This window comes from Anabaena sp. CCY 0017, assembly GCF_963920885.1.
Taxonomy (GTDB): domain Bacteria; phylum Cyanobacteriota; class Cyanobacteriia; order Cyanobacteriales; family Nostocaceae; genus Nodularia.
This window is the reverse complement of record NZ_CAWUDG010000003.1, coordinates 279,986-301,360: the sequence shown is the minus strand read 5'-3', so window position 1 is coordinate 301,360 and position 21,375 is coordinate 279,986. Positions and strand designations below refer to the sequence as shown.

20 protein-coding genes and 1 tRNA gene are annotated in these 21,375 nt (G+C 42.4%); 10 read left to right on the top strand and 11 right to left on the bottom strand.

All coding sequences use genetic code 11. The features are described 5' to 3' along the window. Positions 1-12 precede the first annotated feature (12 nt). The 5 genes from ACM0OW_RS05845 to ACM0OW_RS05825 all read right to left on the bottom strand — a co-directional run bounded on the left by ACM0OW_RS05845 (position 13) and on the right by ACM0OW_RS05825 (position 3,813). Positions 13-801 (bottom strand): transferase, encoded by a 789-nt coding sequence (locus tag ACM0OW_RS05845; RefSeq protein ID WP_414549090.1) that lies wholly within the window; start codon positions 799-801, stop codon positions 13-15. A gap of 198 nt (positions 802-999) precedes the next feature. Beyond that, positions 1,000-2,670 (bottom strand): ribulose bisphosphate carboxylase small subunit, encoded by a 1,671-nt coding sequence (locus ACM0OW_RS05840; protein WP_414549089.1) that lies wholly within the window; start codon positions 2,668-2,670, stop codon positions 1,000-1,002. Positions 2,671-2,756: 86 nt separating this feature from the next. Beyond that, positions 2,757-3,059, bottom strand: coding sequence for a EutN/CcmL family microcompartment protein (locus ACM0OW_RS05835; RefSeq protein WP_414549088.1), 303 nt, complete (start codon positions 3,057-3,059; stop codon positions 2,757-2,759). A gap of 6 nt (positions 3,060-3,065) precedes the next feature. Further along, positions 3,066-3,410 carry a carbon dioxide-concentrating mechanism protein CcmK gene (locus ACM0OW_RS05830; RefSeq protein WP_006194886.1) on the bottom strand — a complete coding sequence of 115 codons (345 nt, stop codon included), beginning with the start codon at positions 3,408-3,410 and terminating at the stop codon, positions 3,066-3,068. A 94-nt stretch (positions 3,411-3,504) separates the two neighbouring features. Next, positions 3,505-3,813: a carbon dioxide-concentrating mechanism protein CcmK gene (locus ACM0OW_RS05825; protein ID WP_006194885.1), complete on the bottom strand. Its 309-nt coding sequence runs from the start codon at positions 3,811-3,813 to the stop codon at positions 3,505-3,507. Positions 3,814-4,472: 659 nt separating this feature from the next. On the opposite strand from ACM0OW_RS05825, the gene ACM0OW_RS05820 reads away from it, so the two are divergent. From ACM0OW_RS05820 to ACM0OW_RS05785, 8 genes are all read left to right on the top strand, one after another. Continuing rightward, entirely contained in the window at positions 4,473-6,329 is a 1,857-nt protein-coding gene (locus tag ACM0OW_RS05820) for an NAD(P)H-quinone oxidoreductase subunit F (RefSeq protein ID WP_414549087.1), read from the top strand. Positions 6,330-6,413: 84 nt separating this feature from the next. Beyond that, positions 6,414-7,919: an NADH-quinone oxidoreductase subunit M gene (locus ACM0OW_RS05815; RefSeq protein WP_414549086.1), complete on the top strand. Its 1,506-nt coding sequence runs from the start codon at positions 6,414-6,416 to the stop codon at positions 7,917-7,919. A gap of 96 nt (positions 7,920-8,015) precedes the next feature. Next, positions 8,016-9,149 carry a CO2 hydration protein gene (locus ACM0OW_RS05810; RefSeq protein WP_414549085.1) on the top strand — a complete coding sequence of 378 codons (1,134 nt, stop codon included), beginning with the start codon at positions 8,016-8,018 and terminating at the stop codon, positions 9,147-9,149. Positions 9,150-9,455: 306 nt separating this feature from the next. Next, a complete protein-coding gene (locus ACM0OW_RS05805; RefSeq protein ID WP_414549084.1) occupies positions 9,456-10,439 on the top strand; it encodes an alpha-ketoacid dehydrogenase subunit beta in 984 nt (327 codons plus the stop codon). Between the two features lie 82 nt (positions 10,440-10,521). After that, positions 10,522-11,940 (top strand): protein translocase subunit SecD, encoded by a 1,419-nt coding sequence (secD, locus tag ACM0OW_RS05800; RefSeq protein WP_414549186.1) that lies wholly within the window; start codon positions 10,522-10,524, stop codon positions 11,938-11,940. After that, complete coding sequence (gene secF, locus ACM0OW_RS05795) at positions 11,937-12,914, top strand: protein translocase subunit SecF (RefSeq protein ID WP_414549083.1); 978 nt, start codon at positions 11,937-11,939, stop codon at positions 12,912-12,914. The genes secD and secF overlap by 4 nt, the downstream gene beginning before the upstream one ends. Positions 12,915-13,023: 109 nt before the next feature. Next, entirely contained in the window at positions 13,024-13,437 is a 414-nt protein-coding gene (locus tag ACM0OW_RS05790) for a hypothetical protein (protein WP_414549082.1), read from the top strand. Between the two features lie 103 nt (positions 13,438-13,540). After that, a complete protein-coding gene (locus ACM0OW_RS05785; RefSeq protein WP_414549081.1) occupies positions 13,541-14,014 on the top strand; it encodes a GNAT family N-acetyltransferase in 474 nt (157 codons plus the stop codon). Here ACM0OW_RS05785 and ACM0OW_RS05780 read toward each other — a convergent pair. The 6 genes from ACM0OW_RS05780 to ACM0OW_RS05755 all read right to left on the bottom strand — a co-directional run bounded on the left by ACM0OW_RS05780 (position 13,977) and on the right by ACM0OW_RS05755 (position 19,030). Beyond that, the gene (locus ACM0OW_RS05780; protein ID WP_414549080.1) at positions 13,977-14,897 is read right to left on the bottom strand and encodes a sensor histidine kinase; all 921 of its coding nucleotides are present in this window, start codon (positions 14,895-14,897) and stop codon (positions 13,977-13,979) included. The two genes, ACM0OW_RS05785 and ACM0OW_RS05780, sit on opposite strands and share 38 nt — an antisense overlap. Positions 14,898-15,015: 118 nt before the next feature. After that, on the bottom strand, positions 15,016-15,606 hold the full coding sequence (locus tag ACM0OW_RS05775; protein WP_414549079.1) for an L-threonylcarbamoyladenylate synthase: 591 nt from the start codon (positions 15,604-15,606) through the stop codon (positions 15,016-15,018). Beyond that, a complete protein-coding gene (prmC, locus tag ACM0OW_RS05770; protein ID WP_414549078.1) occupies positions 15,603-16,517 on the bottom strand; it encodes a peptide chain release factor N(5)-glutamine methyltransferase in 915 nt (304 codons plus the stop codon). The genes ACM0OW_RS05775 and prmC overlap by 4 nt, the downstream gene beginning before the upstream one ends. Before the next feature lie 3 nt (positions 16,518-16,520). Then, a complete protein-coding gene (locus ACM0OW_RS05765; RefSeq protein ID WP_414549077.1) occupies positions 16,521-17,318 on the bottom strand; it encodes a Tic22 family protein in 798 nt (265 codons plus the stop codon). A gap of 754 nt (positions 17,319-18,072) precedes the next feature. After that, a tRNA-Pro gene (locus ACM0OW_RS05760) sits at positions 18,073-18,146 on the bottom strand. Between the two features lie 332 nt (positions 18,147-18,478). After that, entirely contained in the window at positions 18,479-19,030 is a 552-nt protein-coding gene (locus tag ACM0OW_RS05755) for a GNAT family N-acetyltransferase (protein ID WP_414549076.1), read from the bottom strand. Positions 19,031-19,481: 451 nt separating this feature from the next. On the opposite strand from ACM0OW_RS05755, the gene ACM0OW_RS05750 reads away from it, so the two are divergent. Next, complete coding sequence (locus ACM0OW_RS05750) at positions 19,482-20,201, top strand: hypothetical protein (RefSeq protein ID WP_414549185.1); 720 nt, start codon at positions 19,482-19,484, stop codon at positions 20,199-20,201. 64 nt (positions 20,202-20,265) lie between these two features. Continuing rightward, positions 20,266-21,186, top strand: a complete 921-nt coding sequence (locus tag ACM0OW_RS05745; RefSeq protein ID WP_414549075.1) for an alpha/beta fold hydrolase — start codon at positions 20,266-20,268, stop codon at positions 21,184-21,186. The last annotated feature ends 189 nt before the right edge of the window (positions 21,187-21,375 follow it).

The following is a 21,375-nucleotide window of genomic DNA, read 5'->3' as shown; positions in this document are numbered from 1 at the left end:
TACAATTAACACTTACTCAGACTGATTGTCAGAAATCGGGCTATTTAAGGTCTGCCTATGGGGAAATAATGTAACTAATAATCTATTTATACTTACTTGTCCATAAATTTGGTTCCCGATACTATTAGGCGATGCAGTGGGAGGCTGACTAGATTTTGGTTCCTGGGAAATGGAATTAGTAGCGTTGGTATTTTCTTCTACAGGTTGAGGTTCTACAGGCGCTGGTTCTACAGGTACAGGTGCAGGCTGGCTTTCCGATGTAGGCGAAGACCCAGAAGAGGAAGTAGACTGGTGTTTGAATTTCCAGTAAGTCTTTGCTGAGATAGTAGTTGAGGACATGACTGTTTCCTCTTCTACGTCTAAACTATTTTCTACTTCTGGTTGTTCTTCATTACTGGTATTCACACCATTATTAGTGGGAGATTCCAGTTGTTCTGTGTCCTCAATTTGCCGACTCGTGTCTCCCAAGATTGAGCCTGGGGGGATGACTGTTCCCGGCTCAATAGAACAGTTAAAAACTGTGGTTGCTGAACCAACACAAGCGTTTGCGCCAATTTTGCCTTGACCAACCATCAAAAAACCGGCTCCCAAGTTTGCTCCTGCTTCTACCTCTAGGGTTCCTTCGCTAACTTGGAGAATTGACCCCATACCAATACAAACCCCTGGTCCGATGATCATCTTGCTGTTTACAGCCGCTTGTAGTATCACTCCAGGTGCAAGTACTGCGCTGGGATGAATAGTCACCTCGCCACTCGTATAAGAGCCAAAGTTGTTGCTGAGGTGCAGTGGCGGCACAGACATGGAAATTTTAACCTCGGAAGCCGGAAGTAAAGTAGTGCTGAGACGCGTTTTATCGCGTCTGTAAAAGATAGTGCTGAGTAAATTCTATTTGAGTTGTGCCATAGCTGTAATGCTAGCGTTCTGACTCAAAAATTAACTCAGTACGGCTTATGCCCAGCTATGAACGCAGGACTTTACAGCACTTTTGATTCAGTAATTTTACGGTCGCTGGATAATCGTCTCTAAAATGCGGCGCTTGGCTTTGGTGTCGATACCAATCAAACGCACATATTCTTCGGGATATTCCGCAAGGTATCCTTCCAAGACTGCGATCGCTTCTCTGTCGGATCTGGTGTCAATTTGACCACAGCTAGCCCAGGAACCAGTCCGGAATCGTCTTTGGTCTACGTGTTCAGCACTCACTTTATATCCACCAGCCAAAATTTGCCGGATTTGGTCTACTGCTTCAGAACTCAATTTGGTACTTGTAGCAGTAGCTGTAGCTGTGCCATAACTACTGCTGCTAAAGGATTTCTTTGTAGCAGAAGATGGGGCAGATGAACCTACAGGGCCGTCTGGTCTTTGGATAATGCTTTCTAAAACTCGCCGTTTCGCTTTGGCATCAATGCCGATTAAGCGCACGTATTCACCTTGGTGCAATTCTATACATTCTTCCAAGGCAGCAATCACTTCATTTATGGAAGTTGATTCAATGGGCTGGCAACTTTGCCAAGAACCAGTTCGGAAACGCCGCTCATCTACGTGTTCTGTACCAATTTTGTAACCGCTTGATAGCAAACCACGAATTTGGTCTATGGTTTCGCTACTTAGTGCGCCACTGGTGGCAACGTGACCATTGCCATTACTCTGGTGACGACCATTACCATTACCATTACTAGCAGATGTATAGGCGCTAGATTTAATCGCACTAACTACACCATCAGGGCGTTGAATAATGGTCTCTAACACGCGCCGTCTACCATTGTCAATGCCAAACAGACGGACGTATTCGCCGCTATGATCTCTCAGACAACTTTCTAAAGTTGCGATCGCTTCACCCATTGATCCAGGTTGAATGGGCTGGCAACTTTGCCAACAACCAGTACGGAAACGTCTTTCATCTACGTGTTCAGTACCAATTTTAAATCCTTGATTTAAAAGATAACGTACCTGTTCTACGATTTCTGCACCCAAGCTATTGCTCGACACTTCACTACTCCTTTCTAGCTCTAAAACAGTAATACCAGTATTTGTATAAGATTTAGCAATCTCATCCCGAATGGGTGCAATACATCTGCTATCCGCAGCACACCGATAACCAGTTCTTAAAGACTGATTTATTCCAACCACATGATGAGCGAACTGCTGATCCGCAACTTCCGCATTTGGCAAACGGTCAGCTTGGTGCTGAGTAGTAATGATTGATCCCGAAGGTACATACTTACCTGGAGGAATTTCTACATCTTTAATTAAAGCGTGCATCATGATGACGCAGCCTGCACCCACTCTGGAGTTAAATACCGTGGAACGAAAACCAATAAAGGCATCATCGCCTACATAAGCCGGTCCATGAATCAGCGCCATGTGGGTAATAGAAACATTTTTCCCCACCCATACTGAGTATTGATCTTGGTCATCACCAATTACTCGGCCTTGATCCAATCCATGAATTACTACACCATCTTGAATATTAGTATTTTCACCAATAAAAAAAGGTGTGCCTTCATCCGCTCTAATCGAGGTCCCCGGAGCAACGATTACATTTGCGCCGATCCGGACATCACCAATAATGTTGGCAACCGGATGTACAAATGTACTTTCATGGATTTTTGGCTCGGCTAAATTCCTCGACCACGGGGTTGGGGGTGCCGCCGTGCTGCGGACTACCATTGCGAGATTCCTCCTGAATTAAGCTTTTTGTCTTTTGTCTTTAATCATTGGCTTCAAACGGATGACTAATGACCAATGACCACTGACTATCGATACTGCTCTTTTTTGCTGTACATAAGGCGATTTTCCAAATGAATGGTATCAATAATCGCCACTACTGCTGCATCCAAAGGACGCTGTTCGTTACCGAGAATTTGACGCGCTGCACTGCCACGAGTGACAAGTACCCACTCATCTGATCCTGCACCTACGGTATCGGCTGCTACCTCGTAGCTTGGCAGGAGATTTCCTTCTTCATCGACTAATTGCAACAACAGTAGTTTGACACCTCGAAGACTTGGATCTTTTTGTGTGCCGACTACTGTGCCACGAACTTTGGCAATTTGCATTACGGATTACGGTCTTCTACCAAAAGGACGAATCGCGTTTACATTTTCCCGGAATTGTTCTACATCTTCGGTATAACGAATTGGTAGGACGTATTCCAAGTTTTCATGGGGACGAGCAATGATATGGGTAGACAATACTTCTCCACCGTGAACTCGTTTAACGGATTCTACTCCAGCACCCACGGAAGCTTGCACTTCAGAAACGTCACCACGAACGATGACTGTAACTCTACCGCTACCAATTTTTTCATAGCCCACCAACGTAACGCGAGCAGCTTTCACCATCGCATCAGCAGCTTCTACTACTGCTGGAAAGCCCAGCGTTTCTACCATTCCTACTGCGATTGACATTAGTTCTAATCCTGAATTAAAGTTTTTAACCCTTGAAAAAACTGGCGCTCCAGAAAGCAAAGCGCGTTAATTACTTTGTTTGTTTAATCAGCTTTTAAGTTCGGAACTGTTCTACAGCTTCCGTATACCGAATCGGCAAGACGTATTCTAGGTTCTCGTGGGGACGGGCAATGATGTGAGTCGATAATACTTCACCACCATTAACTCTTCTGGCCGCTTCAACGCCAGCAGACACAGAAGCTTGCACTTCCGATACATCACCCCGCACAATCACTGTCACCCTAGCACTACCAATTTTTTCATATCCTACTAACGTAACACGCGCGGCCTTCACCATCGCATCAGCAGCTTCTACTACTGCTGGAAAGCCTTTAGTCTCAATCATTCCAACTGCAATTGGCATCGCAGAACTCCTAAAAATTTAATCCGATCAGTACTGTGTTGGAAATGTTTAACGGGAATGGCCCATCTTGAGCCATAAAAACACTTCTATATTAAGCATAGGAAAGCTTGGTCTTCCTGGCAATATAAATTAGTATAATAGTTTATGATAAAATAGTTTTAAAAAACTTAACAAATATTTATACCGGGTTCTGCTCCATCGAAGTTGATGGATTACTAGAGCCGCCGCTTATGCTTTATAATTTTTTTATCCCATTGACAAAATGACATTCATAGCTAGGGCAATCAACTCCGGCAAGGGGATCTGAGTGTCTGTGTATCATGCTATCTCTAAGTTTGCCCGATTTGAGGGCAGAAGCAATGATTACGTAAAAAATAGATAACTTTTTTAAATATATTGCATCAATTTATTTGGTGAAATTAGAAATGCAAATTTATAATCACAAATGAAGTAATAGGAGTAAATGCTTTTAAATATGTAAACTTATATTTAATTATACCCGAATAAGGTAAGCTAAATAAAAAATACTCATTCAAGATTTAGACAAGAAATAGTTAAAAAAACTATAGATTTATATTGGTATAGCTATTTTTTTAGTCAATGATTATTTTAAAGATATTTAAGAAAAAGTCAAGGATGAGTCGTCAAGGAAAATCTCAATGAATCAGTTTCTATTTTCAACAAGTTGGTGGGTGCCATTTTATAGCTTAATTGGCGCACTTGTAACTTTGCCGTGGGGAATGGGAATCATTAGACGTACAGGCCCTAGGCCGGCGGCATATTTCAACTTGTTAACGACTGTTGTAGGTTTTGTCCATAGCCTGTTGGTATTTAAGCACATTTGGGATCAAGAACCAGAAATTTTGGTAATTAATTGGTTTCAAGCTGCGGATTTTAATATATCATTCGCTTTGGAACTTTCCCCTGTCAGCATCGGCGCTACAGTTTTAATTACCGGATTAAGTCTGTTAGCACAGGTTTATGCCCTGGGATACATGGAAAAGGACTGGTCATTGGCACGTTTCTTTGCCTTGGTGGGCTTTTTTGAAATGGCGCTGTCTGGTTTAGCTATCAGTGATTCCTTGTTTTTGAGCTATGCTCTTTTGGAAGTTCTCACCCTTTCTACTTACCTATTAGTGGGTTTCTGGTATGCCCAACCCCTAGTAGTGACGGCGGCGCGAGATGCCTTTTTAACTAAGCGAGTAGGAGACTTGCTGCTATTAATGGGCGTAGTCACGCTTTCGACTATAGCAGGTAGTTTGAATTTTTCTGACTTATATGAATGGGCGCAAACGGCGGAATTAAGTCCACTGACATCGAGTTTACTGGGTTTGGCGTTGATTGCGGGTCCGGCGGGTAAATGCGCTCAATTTCCCTTACACCTGTGGTTAGATGAAGCGATGGAAGGGCCTAACCCAGCTTCAGTGATGCGGAATTCCCTTGTGGTAGGTGGTGGTGCTTATATATTGTATAAACTTCAGCCAATATTAGCTTTATCCCCAATTGCTTTAGATACCTTAGTTGTGCTAGGAACTTTGACGGCGGTGGGCGCAACATTAGTAGCACTGGCACAAACTGATATTAAGCGCGCCCTCTCTCACTCCACCAGTGCATATATGGGCTTAGTATTTTTGGCAGTGGGGTTAGAACAAGGTGGTGTCGCCTTAATGTTGCTGTTAACTCATGCGATCGCTAAAGCATTATTATTCATGAGTTCCGGGTCAGTAATTTACACCACTAGCACCCAGGATTTAACAGAAATGGGTGGATTGTGGTCACGGATGCCAGCCACCACTACAGCCTTTATTGTCGGTTCTGCGGGCATGGTAACACTGCTACCACTAGGCAGCTTCTGGGCAATGTTGGCCTGGGCTGACGGCTTAGTTCATGCTAGCCCTTGGGTAATTGCCGTCTTAGTCTTAGTCAACGGCTTGACAGCCTTGAATTTGACGCGAGTATTCCGATTAATCTTTTGGGGTGAACCACAACAAAAAACCCGCCGCGCCCCAGAAGTTGGCTGGCAGATGGCATTACCAATGGTCTCACTCACTGTAGTAACTTTACTGTTACCCCTGATGTTACAGCAATGGTTTCTGCTGCCCAATTGGGAAGGTCTTGATTGGTACATTTTGTTACTGCTGCTTTCTTCTACTGTCATTGGGGTAGGTATAGGGTCTACACTGTATCTGCATAAAGCATGGTCAAGATCCAGAATCCTGATCTGGAGATTTATGCAGGATTTATTGGGTTATGATTTTTACATTGATAAAATCTATAAGCTGACGATAGTCAATGCAGTTGCCCTGCTATCGAAGTTTTCTGCTTGGAGCGATCGCTATCTCGTTGACGGTTTTGTAAACTTGGTAGGATTTGCCACAATTCTCGGCGGACAAGGTTTAAAATACAGCATTTCTGGTCAATCCCAAGGGTATATGTTGACTATCCTTGTAGTAATTAGCGTCTTGGGCTTTTTCATTAGCTGGTCATTAGGTCTACTCGATAAATTACCTTTTTAAAAGTAAAGACGCGATGAATCGCGTCTCTACAATAAAAATTATTTTCTCCCTTTTTTTCCTGTCTCCTCTTACCTAGTTCTGTCTATGCTGAGTGCATTAATTTTACTGCCGTTATTGGGTGCAGCTTTAATTGGTTTCTGGCCTGCACAAATGAGTGGGAAACTTTCTCGCAGAGTGGCTTTGCTGTTCGCCATTCTGATTTTCTTGTGGACAATTTTACTAGCAATAAAATTCAATCCGGCAGAAGTCAATCAGCAGTTTGCCGAGTTTATCCCCTGGATTGATTCTTTGGGCTTGAATTATAATCTAGGAATAGATGGTTTATCTTTACCGTTACTGCTTTTGAATGGACTGTTAACTTGTATTGCCATTTACAGTAGCGACGCAACCCTTCAGCGTCCGAGATTTTATTACTCCTTAATCCTGCTGTTAAGTGCTGGGGTGATAGGAGCATTTTTGGCACAAGATTTACTCTTATTTTTCCTGTTTTATGAACTGGAATTAATACCTCTATATCTGTTAATTGCCATTTGGGGCGGTGCCAGACGCAGCTATGCAGCCACAAAATTTCTGATTTATACGGCTGTTTCCGGCATCTTAATTTTGGCCAGTTTCTTGGGAATGGTGTGGCTGAGTGGTTCTTCTAGTTTTGCACTAGAAAGTTTAGATACCTCAACTTTGTCTTTGACAACTCAGCTGTTACTACTAGGAGGAATTTTAGTCGGTTTTGGTATTAAGATTCCCTTGGTTCCCTTTCACACATGGCTACCAGATGCCCACGTTGAAGCTTCTACACCCATTTCTGTACTCTTGGCAGGAGTATTATTGAAGTTGGGAACCTATGGCTTACTGCGCTTTGGGATGAACTTGTTACCAGAAGCTTGGACTTATTTAGCGCCTTGGTTAGCGACGTGGGCTGTAGTCAGTGTACTATTTGGCTCATCCTGTGCGATCGCTCAAACAGATATGAAAAAAATGGTGGCCTATAGTTCAATTGGACACATGGGTTACGTACTGCTAGCGGCGGCGGCAGCTACACCTTTAAGCACCTTGGGCGCTGTCATGCAAATGATTAGCCACGGTTTGATTTCTGCACTGCTGTTTTTGCTGGTGGGAGTTGTTTACAAAAAAGCTGGTAGTCGTGATTTAGATGTCATCAAAGGACTACTGAACCCAGAACGAGGTTTACCCGTAATTGGTAGTTTAATGATTTTAGGAATCATGGCCAGCGCTGGTGTACCGGGAATGGTGGGCTTTATTTCCGAATTTATCGTTTTTCGGGGTACTTATCCAGTTTTTCCCGTGCAGACCCTCATATCTATGATTGGGACAGGATTAACTGCGGTTTACTTCTTAATTTTGATGGATCGTGCCTTTTTTGGGCGATTATCTGCACAAGTTACCAACTTACCGCGCGTATTTTGGAGCGATCGCATACCTGCCGTAATTTTAGCATTGTTAATTGTCATTTTTGGCATTCAACCAGCTTGGTTAGTGCGCTGGACTGAACCGACAATCACCTCTATGGTTAATACCCAAAATAATGTAGTAGCTACAGTGTCTTTAGATAAAGCAAAAAGCAAAACTTAATATCGGGACTAGGGACTGGGGACTGGGGAAGAGTGTTCCTAATACCTAATACCGAATACCTCATCCCTAATACCTGTAATTTTTGGAGAAATAGTAATGGTAACTAAAAGCAAAAAACCTTTCTTACATCCTTTAGCAGAATATATCGAACGCCTCCAAAAAGGAGGTGCATTACTTCCCGATAGTCCAGATAATGTCTTGGAAGTAGTCGGCATACTTAAAAGCTATGGCGTAGTTTTAGATGCCTATTCAAATAATCTTATTTATATTGCTGAACATCAATTTTTAGTATTTTTCCCGTTTTTTAAATACTTTAATGGCGAGATTTCTTTTCCCAAATTAATGCGTCATTGGTGGCATGACAGAATTAACTTTGAATATGCCGAATATTGTATGAAAGCCATGATGTGGCATGGTGGTGGAGGACTAGATCAATATTTAGATACACCAGAATTTCAAGCAAGAGCCGAAGCAGTTATTCAAGCAAAATTTAAAAATAATCCCATCATCATGGGATTGAATCAACTATTTCCTGATTTTTTAACGGAAATGTTGCGTGTCTCTGCTTACTATACTGGTTTAGGTCAATTTTGGCGGGTGATGGCTGATATGTTCCTGGATTTATCAGACCGCTACGACCGAGGCGAAATTCAAACTATACCTCAAGTTGTAGACCACATTAAAAATGCATTGGTAGCAGATGCGGTAAAGCCTATTACCTACGCGGTTAAAATTCAAAATCAAGTCTATGAAATCATTCCGAAATCTCAGGGTTTAACTTTCCTCGCAGATACAGCCATACCTTATGTAGAAGCGGTATTCTTTCGGGGAACTCCTTTTCATGGCACAGTTTCATACAATGCCCAAGCATATCAAATTCCCCTAGATCAAGGTCGATTTCAGTATGGCGCACTATATGCTGATCCTTTGCCTATAGGTGGTGCTGGTATTCCTCCCACTTTGCTGATGCAGGACATGCGTCATTATCTTCCCGATTATTTACACAACATTTATCGTCGCAGTCTTCGGGGTGAAGATGATTTACGAGTCCAAATTTGTATCAGCTTCCAAAAGTCAATGTTTTGCGTGACTACGGCTACGATTTTGGGACTGATGCCTTATCCTCTGGATACTCAAGATGTCTCTGAACAAACTGAGAATCAAGTCTATCTGCAAAAATGGATGACTCGGTTGGAGACTTCGCGGTTACAGGATGTGAATCAGAATTGAGCAAAAGAAGCAGAGTGCAGGGGGGATAAAGAACAAATATGGTCTGATGAAATGGGGGAATTAACTTTTTGGTGTTCCCTTACCTGAAAACACCTGTAATAGGCATTGACTTTGAGTCAGAAATATTTAGGTTGTTTTTGGCAGGGAAAAACGTCAAAAACCAGCGAGAATCCTTTTAAAATTCGCGTATCCTTGCCTAGAGGAATGTCTGGCAAAAATCAATCTCTCATCTAGTGCGATCGCTCACGATATTTGCTACGGTAGCACGATAAGATTCTAAAACAATAGTTTTACTATAAGGTTTAAATGGCAGAAACACTATTTTTTAACGCTCTGCGGGAAGCCATTGATGAAGAAATGGCGCGTGATGCGACTGTATTCGTTATGGGTGAAGATGTAGGACACTATGGCGGTTCCTACAAAGTTACGAAGGACTTATACAAAAAGTATGGCGAACTCCGAGTTCTCGATACTCCCATTGCTGAAAACAGTTTTACTGGGATGGCTGTGGGCGCAGCCATGACTGGGTTACGTCCGATAATTGAAGGCATGAATATGGGCTTTTTGCTCTTGGCCTTTAACCAAATCTCCAACAACGCGGGAATGCTACGTTACACTTCCGGCGGTAACTTTAAAATTCCGATGGTGATTCGTGGCCCCGGCGGTGTGGGTAGACAATTAGGTGCAGAACATTCTCAACGCTTAGAAGCTTACTTTCAAGCGGTTCCTGGGTTGAAAATTGTTACGTGTTCTACACCCTACAACGCTAAAGGTTTACTCAAATCGGCGATTCGTGACGATAATCCAGTATTATTTTTTGAACACGTTCTGCTTTACAACTTAAAAGAAGATTTACCAGAAGAAGAATATTTCCTACCTTTGGATAAAGCAGAAGTTGTACGTCAGGGCAAAGATGTCACAATTCTTACTTACTCACGGATGCGCCATCATGTATTGCAAGCCGTGAAAACTTTAGAAAAACAAGGTTTTGATCCAGAAGTTATTGATTTAATATCACTCAAACCTTTAGATTTTGATACTATCGGGGCATCCATACGCAAAACCCATCGAGTTATTATCGTGGAAGAGTGTATGAGAACTGGCGGTATTGGTGCAGAATTAACCGCATCGATCAATGACCGTTTATTTGATGAGTTGGATGCGCCAGTACTGCGGCTTTCTTCCCAAGATATCCCTACACCTTACAACGGGAATTTGGAACGGTTAACAATTATTCAACCAGAACAAATCGTGGAAGCTGTGGAAAAAATGGTGGCGATGCGAGTTTAGGGAGTGGGGACTAGGGAGTGGGGACTTTCGCTATCCCGTTAAAAGAACGCTATTATAGCCTTTGTCAGTTGCGAGTTATGGTATGCAAAGACAGCGATCGCTATTAGCTTTAATTTTTGTGTTGCTGATCGCCGCTATTGCGGTGATAGCAACAATTCCAGTCCCCTTGGGGTTAGACTTACGGGGAGGCTCACAGTTAACCATTCAGGTGAAACCAGCACCGGGAATGAGAGAAATTACTGAACGAGATTTGGAAGGTGTTCAGAAAGTTGTGGAAGGTCGAGTTAATGGCCTTGGGGTTTCTGAACCAGTAATTCAAACTGTGGGTGCAGATAAGATCCTGGTGCAATTACCAGGGGTGAATGACCCAGAGCAAGCCGAACGTGTGCTAGGTGGCACTGCTCAGTTAGAATTTCGACAACAAAAGCCGGGAACCGAAACTCAACTTTTTGCTTTTCAAGCGTCAAGAAACGAGCTGAGAGCGAAGCAAGAAGAGTTACGCAGCACCGATGATCAAGCCTTAATTATTAAAAATCAAGAAGAATTACAACAAAATAATCAAGCGATCGCCGAATTGTTTGAAAGTACAGATCCACCACTTGATGGTAAATACCTCCAGGATGCCTACGGTGAACCCACTCAAAGTGGTAGTAACTGGAACGTTGCCATTCGCTTTGATCAAAAAGGTGGTGAATTATTTGCCACTCTCACCAAGAACCTCGCAGGTACTGGGCGGAGTATTGGTGTATTTCTAGATAATGAACTCATCAGCGCCCCTGTAGTGGGCATAGAATTTGCAGCTACAGGGATAACTGGGGGTGCTGCCGTAATTACAGGTCGATTTACCCCACAAGAAGCCAACGACTTGGGTGTGCAGTTACGTGGCGGTGCGTTACCCTTACCAGTGGAAATTGCCGAAAGACGGACAGTAGGCGCTACCTTGGGTAGAGACAGTATTCAAAGCAGTATTTATGCTGGTGTTGGCGGTCTAGTCTTAGTATTAATCTTTATGGTGGTGTACTATCGCTTACCAGGATTGATTGCGGATGTGTCCTTAGTCTTTTACTCTCTCCTCACATGGGCGAGTTTTGCCTTATTGGGCGTTACCTTGACTCTGCCGGGAATTGCAGGTTTTATCCTCAGTATCGGCATGGCTGTTGATGCCAATGTGTTAATATTTGAGCGCACGCGAGAAGAATTACGAGCCGGAAAATCTCTGTATCGTGCCGTAGAATCTGGTTTTTACCGGGCATTTTCCAGTATTTTAGATAGCAATGTCACTACATGGATTGCTTGTGCAGCGCTATTTTGGTTCGGTTCTGGATTAGTCAGAGGCTTTGCGCTTACCTTAGCTTTGGGTGTCGCAGTGAGTATGTTTACGGCAATTACTTGTAGCCGCACACTCATGTTTTTAGTCGTTACCAATTCGGCCTTCAAAAATAAGCGAGAATTTTTCTGTCCAAACCTGCCAGCATTAAATAAGGCAGAGGTAGCTAAATGAAACTGAGTATTAACAAATCGCGATCGCTGTGGTGGACTATTTCTAGTGCCGTTATTCTCATTGGGATCATTTCAATGGTGATTTCGTGGCAAAATCCCCAAATTCGCGCCCCTCTACGCCCCGGTTTAGATTTCATCGGTGGTACACGCTTACAGTTTGAACGTGATTGTACCCAACCAGGTAACTGCGACCAACCAATAAACATCAACGCAGTTCGAGAAGTAGCGCAGGCGCAGGGTTTAAGCGATAGCAGCATCCAAATAGTTGGTGAGAATGGCATCTCAATTCGCAGCAAGGACTTAGATGTTAATCAGCGCACCAAATTACAAGCTGCTTTAATTGAAAAAATTGGCAATTTTGACCCGCAACAAAACCAAATTGACTCTGTTGGCCCTACCTTGGGAGCAGAATTATTTAGGTCTGGTATTATCGCTCTGCTTGTTTCCTTTGCGGGGATTATTATTTACTTAACCTTCCGCTTCCAGTTAGATTATGCCTTATTTGCCATTGTGGCGCTGTTGCACGATGTTTTAGTAACTTTAGGCTGTTTTTCCATTTTCGGTTTAGTGCTAGGCACAGAAGTGGATAGTCTCTTCATTGTGTCTCTGCTGACAATTATCGGTTTCTCGGTCAACGATACAGTGGTGATTTATGACCGCATCCGCGAAACTATTAAAATCAACCCTGAACGACCGATTGCTGAGATTGTAGATGATGCTGTTAACCAAACGTTAGGAAGGTCTATTAACACCAGCTTTACCACGATGCTGCCATTATTTGCTATCTATTTCCTGGGTGGTGAAACTCTCAAAAACTTTGCTTTAGCTCTAATTATTGGCTTTATTGCGGGGGTTTATTCGAGTCTTTTTATCGCCAGTACCCTTCTAGCTTGGTGGCGAGAACGCAGAGAAAATTTTCCGGTGTTAGTCAATGCTGAGGCAGTTGATACATCAGCTAGTTCCCAAGACAGTTAAGATGAGGCTAAAGAAATATCAGGCGATGGAAATATTGGTTACATAAACCAAACCTGTGTATAATTTTTCATTTCCATACTTCAAGGTTTTCATTGATTCGGAATTGGTTATGGATCAACCAGAAGAACCATCAACAAATGGCAAAAATGCCAATAGCATTGACACAACTTTTACCCAACAAGTACAAAGGTTACATCAGCTAACTGTATACGGTAGGTGGTTTTTTGTTGGCTGTTTATGGCTGACAATTGCACCTTTCTCCTTGTGGAATTTACGGGGAGAATTAGTTATTCTACAACAATATTTTACCTGGGTAGCAGTAAGATACGGACTATTCTACAATCCACTGTCTACCCTTGGTTTAGCCGTTTGTATTGGTACTACTGTTTCTACATTAGTTTGGCAAAGCCGAAATATTCTGCTGGGATTACCGCAACGGGAACAACAACGTCTAGAAAAACAAGTTTTTAGAATTAGACAGCAAGGCCAAACTCATCCTCTATGGAAGTGGATTTGTCATTAAATTATGACAATTAAACTTAAAGATATTGGCAGATAGATAGACGTATTCAACAATTGATAGCACAATATGACAGAAATGATCCTGCCAAATTGGGGTGTACAAGATGAACTATCCTCAAATTCAATTTAGCGAACATCGCCAGTCGGAAATAGACCTTTACAAACTCCAAGAACTATTTGATCTGGCAGCTTTTTGGGCAAAAGGCCGTAGTATTGAGGATTTAGGTATAGCTATTGCTAACAGCGACCCAGTGATTAGCATTTGGGACAAAGAGCGACTAATTGGTTTTGCCAGAGCAACTTCTGATGGGATATATCGCGCTACTATCTGGGATGTGGTAATTCATCCAGAGTATCGCGGTACAGGTTTGGGGCGAAAATTAGTCGAAACCGTTTTAAGTCATCCCCGCGTCAGAGGAGTTGAGAGGGTATATCTGATGACAACTCATCAACAGGAGTTTTATGAAAAAATTGGTTTCCAGTCCAATGTCAGCACGACAATGGTACTAAATAACCAATCTCAAATTGAAAACCTGCCGATTACTGAAGTCCTGCTTCAAGAATCACTGGGGGGATAGAAACTTGCAACCGAGTCAATTCCTCAGTTGTTTCCTCAGTGTTTGGATATGGGACAATTTCCAGGTTTCCTCCCATCACTTCCAGTAAAGTTTGGTTGAGTAATAAATTCATTCCTGGTGAAAATGTCGTGTTATTGTGATCAATCTGAGAAATCTCAACTCCAGATTTCATTAAATCAATGGACTCGCTTGCAGTTAAAGCATGGATAGGCACATCCAGCCAAATGTAAAGAGTATTATTTGTAGGTGAGAAACTACTGGAAAGACAGATACTGCCGAACTGCATTTGAGCAATGGCAGTGTCTACTAAATTTACTAATATTTGGCGTAGCCATCGGTAATCTACCAAAACATAAATTTCTGGATCGGGAAGCACAATCCGCAAAGGAAAATTGCGATTTGCTGCCAGCATATAAGTTAAATTATTCACTTCCTGCAAAACTTTGGCCAGACAGTGCGGTTGAATATCTAATTTATTAGTCCCGTGTTCTGTTCTGGCGATGTTGAGAATTTCATCAATCAGGTGTAGGAGTTTCAGCGCTCTTTCGTGAGCTTGAGTAATAAATTCTCGCTCCTCTTCGGGATTTTCACACAAATCTTCCAGAATTAACTGATGTAAGCCAATTAAACCATTCAGAGGCGATCGCAATTCATGGGTAGTTCGCGCCAAAAAACCTGCTTTAAACAGGCTCATTTCTTGCGCCATTTGGTACGCTAGCTGCGTTTGCTTAATCTGTTGTAGGAGTTCCGAAACTTGCGGTTGTTCTGCCGCTTTGATTGGGGGTAAGCTAGAGGAGTTATTGAATGACCGAGTAAATACTCTCTGAATACCCAACCCTAGTGTGAGTCCTACTCCTAAATATATAAAGTTGCTCCAATTCATAATTTGGCAATTATTAACTTATTAATTGACCACAATGGCGTAAGGTAAATTTACGGATTTAATAGTTAATCGGTTTAACTGATGAAGTAAATATATAATATATATATTTTCTGATCCGCTAAAAAATTAGTCTAACTGTACCTTGGCGTAAGATTTCCCAATTAGTCCCAGTCCATTTGCTCACCGTGGAAGGTACACCAATTCCCGAAATTTCACCGTTAAATTCTGTTGGTTCCAGAGTCAGAACTTCAGGGAACTGCTGAGAAATTTTAGCTAAACTTTGTAAGGGTTGTTGACCTGAAAAATTGGCGCTCGTGGTCGCAAGCGGCCCTGTTTGTGCCAAAATAGTTTGCGCGATCGCACTTTGAGGAACTCGAATTCCAATTGTACTGGGATTATTGGGATTCATCTGTTTTGGGACTTTATAGCTGGCTGGTAATACCAATGTCAACGCTCCCGGCCAATGTCTATGTGCTACCTCTTGCCAGATTTGCAACTCATTTTCACTCCCTTGAACATAAGGCCATAAATCCTCGGCACTACCCCCCATCAAAATTAGCGGTTTATCTTGGCTACGTTGTTTAGCCTCAAAAATTAATGGTGCTTGTTCTGGTAAAGCTGCGAGTGCAGGAACAGTATCTGTAGGAAAACTAACTAATAAACCAGCGCGTGCGCCGGCGATCAAATCAACTAAAGAAACTAGAGTCATTTTATATAAGCTACGGCAAAGCGTTCAATCCCAGCTAAATCGGCATAAATTTGAATATTAGAGTAACTACCTTGTTTTTGTAAGAGTGTCTGCACAGTATCGGCTTGTCCCGCCATCATTTCAATTAGCCAGACACCACCAGGGCGCAAATATTGGGGAGAAATTTCTATTAACTGGCGAATACAATCCAATCCATCAATACCGCCATCCAGGGCTAGATGTGGTTCATGGTTCACTACTTCTGGTTGTAAAGTAGTCACGGTACTGGTGGGAATATAAGGTGGGTTAGACACCATACCAATAAACTCACCTTTGCGGGCTGCTAGCGGCTCCCACCAAGAACCTTTGTAAAATTTGATCTGGTTGTCAAAACCTAAATTACGCGCATTGTCACGGGCAATTTGCAAGGCTTCTGGGCTGTAATCAACAGCGTGAATTGTCGCTTTTGGGAAAGCATCTGCTAAACCCAAGGCGATCGCACCGCTACCAGTACCCAAATCAGCCCAATGTTCTGAATTGAGGAGTGGGGCTGCGCCACTATTAGTAGCAGCAGCCACAGCTAGATCAATTAAATACTCAGTTTCCGGTCTGGGAATCAACACCGCATTTGACACGGCGATTTTAAACTTTCGCCAAGGCGTAACTCCAGTAATGTACTGTACCGGCAAGCGTTCATTTAATCGTCTGTGCCACAATTGCTCTAAATCTTCTAAAGGTAACGCCATTTGAATCTCAGGCTGCTCTTTAAAAGATTCTAAACGCAGTGACAAGCGGTCTAACCCAGCTACTTCCAGAAGTAACCAATCTACCTCAGCCGGTGAAATATTATGAGCGATCGCATCGGAAATCGCTTGATTACGCCACCGCCAAAGCCGTAAACCGGAAACTACCTGTAGCTGTTTTTCTGCCATTGCTTACCGTTGCTGGGGTCTTGCTGGTGCAGTTTTGGGCGCGTTTTCTGTAGGTAAAGTCTGGATATATTCTCTAGATTCTTGGGATGGGACTAAAACCACTTGGTTTAGCCAAGCATCATTTTTATCCTGTAGTGTTTTAATCACCCCGTCTATATCGATTACCTGAATATCCGCTTTAGGAAACTGGGGCTTGATTTTGGTTAACAAGCCTTGTGCATCTTGCTTACTTAAAAATAAAGGAATCAGTTGCTCTTTGTCAGATGTCAATTGAATGGGTACATAACCCTGATCTGGTGAAAATCTGACAGCAAAAATAGGCACACTGGTAAACTGATTGACCTGTTGACCACTTTGACGCAATAATTCCATTGCCCCCTTGATTTCCCGTTCTACAGGTTTAAAGGCAAATAGCAGGCGTTCTGACTGGTTTTTACTTTGTTGTAATTGTTCATAAATAACGCCTAAAGGTACTGCGGTTACTTGTAGGCTTTTGACCATTTGTTGTATTTTCGGGTCTTTGCCTTGAACACCCTGTAGTTCCTTAATAAAACTTTGTGCTTCCTGTCGGCTCATATAAACACCCGTTACCGAACCACCAGGTTTTTCAGCATTTGGTAAGGGACGGCTCAGTGGTAAACCTTCTTTATTAGTGACTAGATATACAGGAACTGAATCCAATTTTTCTTTGATTTGCTGTTCTGTCAAAGCCAGGACGGGGAAACTCCCTGCAAAAACCGATCCTAGTAAAGTACTTCCCACTAGGCCTAATGTTGCGCCCCAGCGAACTAATGCTTTCATAATGACTCCTCGGCATCAATAATTAAATTAAGACAGACGAATGGTTGGATTAGCACCACACTAACTAGTTTTAGTTATATAGCAATCTCTTTAAAATGTGAAAAATTTGTTTTTGCGGTTCAAGATGAACAATTATTCCTCAAGAATCACTATTTTACCATTTTGAGAATTTCTCTGGTAGTGCGATCGCTGTGTGTTTGTTTTCTTGATTTCGGCTTGCTATTCACTGCACAATGCTGTTAAAGCTGGTTAGTTTGTCCTTGATCAGCAAAAACTTCCTAGAGAATTGATATGCTCAATACAATTTTATTGGCTTTCTTAAAGCTAGATGACGAAATTGCATAATTAATCGTTCCAGCAGTTTCTGGTGGAAAATCTGCTCAAATCTACACAAAATCATTTTGCGACAGTTGCTTACTTTTTCGCAAAAAATTTGTCTCAAAGAACTCCTCAAAAAATAAGCTACTTGCTATTCTTACTTTTCACGGTCTATGAAAAAACCAACGCCAAACCTAATCCCCTAGCCCCCATCCCTACAAAGCTATCGTGTACACACAAATGATTAAATGACTTCTAATTCTTGTGCGTAAGGTGTGTTGTCGCGTAGCGCAACGCACCATCTTCAATTCTCGGTGCTTTACGATTAGCGTCCATAACGCCTCCTACTGGATTGACAAGCCTAAAACAGTGCATTAGACGTGCCGTTGGGTTGCACTGCCCTTAACCCAACCTACAATTTTTGCATCAATTTAAATCGGGATGACAGGATTTGAACCTGCGACATCCTGCTCCCAAAGCAGGCGCGCTACCAAGCTGCGCTACATCCCGGACAGATTAATCTCAATTCTGATGGCTGGTTTTTTAACTTACCTAACAGATATTAAAATTAAATAATAGCCTAGCTGGTAAAAGTTTGGTGATTTTTCCGAAATCACTGATTTACCAGGGCAACAATTTTATTATAGCAGGTTTAAGATATATTGGCTAAACAATTTTATTTTTGTCTAGACAACAGCAATTGCTCGACATGAAAGTTTTGGCTGTGCTGCTAACTCAGCGTGACAAGATAATCAGCTAATATGCTGCAAAAATCCCGAAATATTGATTGTTTAATCTTTATAGCTGATTTTTGTAGCAATCTGCTGAATTTGTGCTGAAAATTAGTGCGGATACCAAAACATACCTTTAATGCCTTCTGGATCAGACATGAAACCCATACCCCGGTAAAAATCTAGAACATGAGGATCAGCAAAGAGAGTAACATTGCTAATCTCTTCACTTCTAAGTTTTTTGAGTACGTATTTCATCAGCGCCTTACCCAGTCCTTTACCTTGAAAGTCCGGGTGAACTACCACATCCCATATAGTGGCATTAAATGCATGGTCAGAGGTAGCACGAGCAAAACCGATGAGCCGTCTTTGGTTTCCTCGCACTTGCCACATAGAGGCGACGAGAAAGCTATGCTCAATGGCTTTCTTTACTTTTCTTAGGGGACGACGCGACCAACCAACTGCATCACAAAGTTCCTCTAGTTCATACAGGTCAATATCTCGCTCTGTACTAAAGACGATGCGAGTCTCCTTCTGAGAAGCTTCGCTAGCGCCATTGGGGCTAGATTCGCCCGAAACAGACCCTGTACGCTCTTCAAAAGAGGTTGTTTTACTTGTCGCTACAGACTCAGGACTATTAAACCAAGTTTTCCAAAAACCCATGCCGACGTGGTTCGGGTAGTATAACTAAATTGGTTTCCACTTTCAAAGGAGTGTTGATTCACGTTTTACAAAGCTGAAACCTTAAATACCCTTCACACTTAAATTTTTTTAGATGTTTCTGGGATTTTCAATGGCGACTGCTTTTTATGGCGTGTCTCACACCAATCATTTTCAAGTTTAGCATTTTGTTGTGGAGGCTAGGATAAATTTCCCAAAAAGTGGCGAAGATTGCTTAAATTATATGGGATTGGGAATTAGGGATGAAATATTAGGGAATAATTAGTCGCCAGCCCTTATCTTTAAGATGTGGGAAATAAAAAATAGTGTTCTGCACGCTACGCGTCTCCACACCATACATAATTATCTCAGCCCAAGAATTGGATTTAATTTTTTGGGGTTTCCTAGCCCCCGTTTCCCTGGTGATGAAAGCAAGCGAGTCCTACACCCAACGATGGCTTCTGGTTTAAAATCTTCGACACTGGAACTTCTAAAGCGCTTTAATCGAGCCTTTCCCCAGTTTTACGAGCAATTTGTTAGTAGTGAGATTCAACTACAAAATTTGCGGCTCGCTTACCGTCTTTATAAAACAAAGCGTGCCGTAATTGAATTAAAGTCCGAAGGTAGTAAAAGCGCCCTGCATTTTGCTTACCGCAACCAGTCGTTTCTGCTCAGTGATATTTTTGGTGTCCTAGCAGCTTATGGGCTAACCATTCATGGTTTAAGTCTATATGGTCAAATCCGACCACCGATGTTAGTTTTTATCAAACTCCTGGTATCTCGTGGTAGTAAAGCCCTCACGGAGAAAACCGCAGAAAATGTTTGTCGTGCTATTCGTGAAGCTTTAGGTGGGCGGTTTGAGGTAGAAGAAATGCTGGCGGTAGAATTTAATCTCGATACTGGACTAGAACAAGTACAGACAGAGTTTTATGTTGATCCAGTATTTCATCTTCCCGCCCTGGTAATTGAAGCCGACAATCAACCGGGATTATTTTACAAAGTCATGCACACCATCTGGCAGGAAGACTTATTAGTGGTCAATGCCAATTTACTGGTTTGGCGAGGACGCACCCGGCTGATTCTCTACTTATTGGGACCGAATGAAAGCCTGATTCCTGAATATTTGGGACACAAAATTGCGGAGGGTGTGAGGCTGAGGTTGTTGGAAAGATAAATACACTACTTGAAAATGTAATTTCATATTTAGTCGCACCCGTTCTTAAAGGTACGATATTAATATGGCAACCATTGAAATCTTGGGCGTTCCACACGCATACGAGCTAACAGCTCCTACTTCCTGTCCCCATGCTTTAGTGTTTATCCACGGTTGGCTCAATAGCCGTGGGTATTGGCAACCTGTAATTTCCCGCCTGTCAGTTGATTTACAGTGCTTATCTTATGATTTGCGAGGTTTTGGTGAATCAAAATCCCAGCCAGAAACAGATTCTAGTCAGACACAAACTAATTTCAGCTTGACTTCTGACTCAATTGATGAGTTTAATTTGCCTTTCGATTCTATTTATACACCTGCTGTTTATGCTCAGGATTTAGCAGCCCTGCTCAAACAGATGAATATTACCAGCGCTTGGCTGATTGGGCATTCATTGGGAGGCACAATCGCTCTTTGGGCAGCTGCTCAAATGCCTGAATGTATTAAGGGCGTTATATGTATTAATTCAGGTGGTGGGATTTATCTGAAAGAAGCCTTTGAGCAGTTTCGTTCAGCTGGTCAAAAATTTCTGCAAGTCCGTCCGCGCTGGCTGTCTCACATCCCCTTGATTGATTTGTTATTTACTAGAGCCAGTGTAGCCCGTCCGTTGGATCGTCATTGGGCGCGCCAGCGAGTGATTGATTTTGTCATGGCTGACCCAGAAGCTGCATTAGGAGCATTACTAGACTCCACGACTGAGGAAGAAATTAACCGTTTACCTCAGCTAGTGTCTCAATTGCAGCAGCCAGTGTATTTTTTGGCTGGAACTGATGACAAGGTGATGGAACCCAAGTATGTTCGCCATTTAGCTAGTTTTCATCGGCTTTTTCAATATACTGGCGATAATGTGATTGAAATTCCTGATTGTGGTCACTTGGCAATGTTAGAACAGCCCGATGCGGTCGCGGCTCATATTAGGTCAAAAGTGCTGAGTGAAGAGAGTGGGTAGGGGCGGGTTTAAGTAGTCAGTCTGTGGTTCGTCAAAATCCTTAGTAAGCCCGCCCGGACACCAAGTGTTGAGTGGAAGTACCGAAAATCTGGGATGGTGCGTTGCGCTGCGCGACAACACACCCTACAAACAATTAGGCTTTTTCCTGTAATTACGAATTACGAATTACGAATTACGAATTACGAATTA

Excerpts from the sequence above, each read along its gene's own strand:
- ACM0OW_RS05845 (WP_414549090.1), bottom strand. The coding sequence starts at position 801 with ATGTCTGTGCCGCCACTGCACCTCAGCAACAACTTTGGCTCTTATACG.
- ACM0OW_RS05840 (WP_414549089.1), bottom strand. The coding sequence starts at position 2,670 with ATGGTAGTCCGCAGCACGGCGGCACCCCCAACCCCGTGGTCGAGGAAT.
- ACM0OW_RS05835 (WP_414549088.1), bottom strand. The coding sequence starts at position 3,059 with ATGCAAATTGCCAAAGTTCGTGGCACAGTAGTCGGCACACAAAAAGAT.
- ACM0OW_RS05830 (WP_006194886.1), bottom strand. The coding sequence starts at position 3,410 with ATGTCAATCGCAGTAGGAATGGTAGAAACGCTGGGCTTTCCAGCAGTA.
- ACM0OW_RS05825 (WP_006194885.1), bottom strand. The coding sequence starts at position 3,813 with ATGCCAATTGCAGTTGGAATGATTGAGACTAAAGGCTTTCCAGCAGTA.
- ACM0OW_RS05820 (WP_414549087.1), top strand. The coding sequence starts at position 4,473 with ATGAATCAGTTTCTATTTTCAACAAGTTGGTGGGTGCCATTTTATAGC.
- ACM0OW_RS05815 (WP_414549086.1), top strand. The coding sequence starts at position 6,414 with ATGCTGAGTGCATTAATTTTACTGCCGTTATTGGGTGCAGCTTTAATT.
- ACM0OW_RS05810 (WP_414549085.1), top strand. The coding sequence starts at position 8,016 with ATGGTAACTAAAAGCAAAAAACCTTTCTTACATCCTTTAGCAGAATAT.
- ACM0OW_RS05805 (WP_414549084.1), top strand. The coding sequence starts at position 9,456 with ATGGCAGAAACACTATTTTTTAACGCTCTGCGGGAAGCCATTGATGAA.
- secD (WP_414549186.1), top strand. The coding sequence starts at position 10,522 with ATGCAAAGACAGCGATCGCTATTAGCTTTAATTTTTGTGTTGCTGATC.
- secF (WP_414549083.1), top strand. The coding sequence starts at position 11,937 with ATGAAACTGAGTATTAACAAATCGCGATCGCTGTGGTGGACTATTTCT.
- ACM0OW_RS05790 (WP_414549082.1), top strand. The coding sequence starts at position 13,024 with ATGGATCAACCAGAAGAACCATCAACAAATGGCAAAAATGCCAATAGC.
- ACM0OW_RS05785 (WP_414549081.1), top strand. The coding sequence starts at position 13,541 with ATGAACTATCCTCAAATTCAATTTAGCGAACATCGCCAGTCGGAAATA.
- ACM0OW_RS05780 (WP_414549080.1), bottom strand. The coding sequence starts at position 14,897 with ATGAATTGGAGCAACTTTATATATTTAGGAGTAGGACTCACACTAGGG.
- ACM0OW_RS05775 (WP_414549079.1), bottom strand. The coding sequence starts at position 15,606 with ATGACTCTAGTTTCTTTAGTTGATTTGATCGCCGGCGCACGCGCTGGT.
- prmC (WP_414549078.1), bottom strand. The coding sequence starts at position 16,517 with ATGGCAGAAAAACAGCTACAGGTAGTTTCCGGTTTACGGCTTTGGCGG.
- ACM0OW_RS05765 (WP_414549077.1), bottom strand. The coding sequence starts at position 17,318 with ATGAAAGCATTAGTTCGCTGGGGCGCAACATTAGGCCTAGTGGGAAGT.
- ACM0OW_RS05755 (WP_414549076.1), bottom strand. The coding sequence starts at position 19,030 with ATGGGTTTTTGGAAAACTTGGTTTAATAGTCCTGAGTCTGTAGCGACA.
- ACM0OW_RS05750 (WP_414549185.1), top strand. The coding sequence starts at position 19,482 with ATGGCTTCTGGTTTAAAATCTTCGACACTGGAACTTCTAAAGCGCTTT.
- ACM0OW_RS05745 (WP_414549075.1), top strand. The coding sequence starts at position 20,266 with ATGGCAACCATTGAAATCTTGGGCGTTCCACACGCATACGAGCTAACA.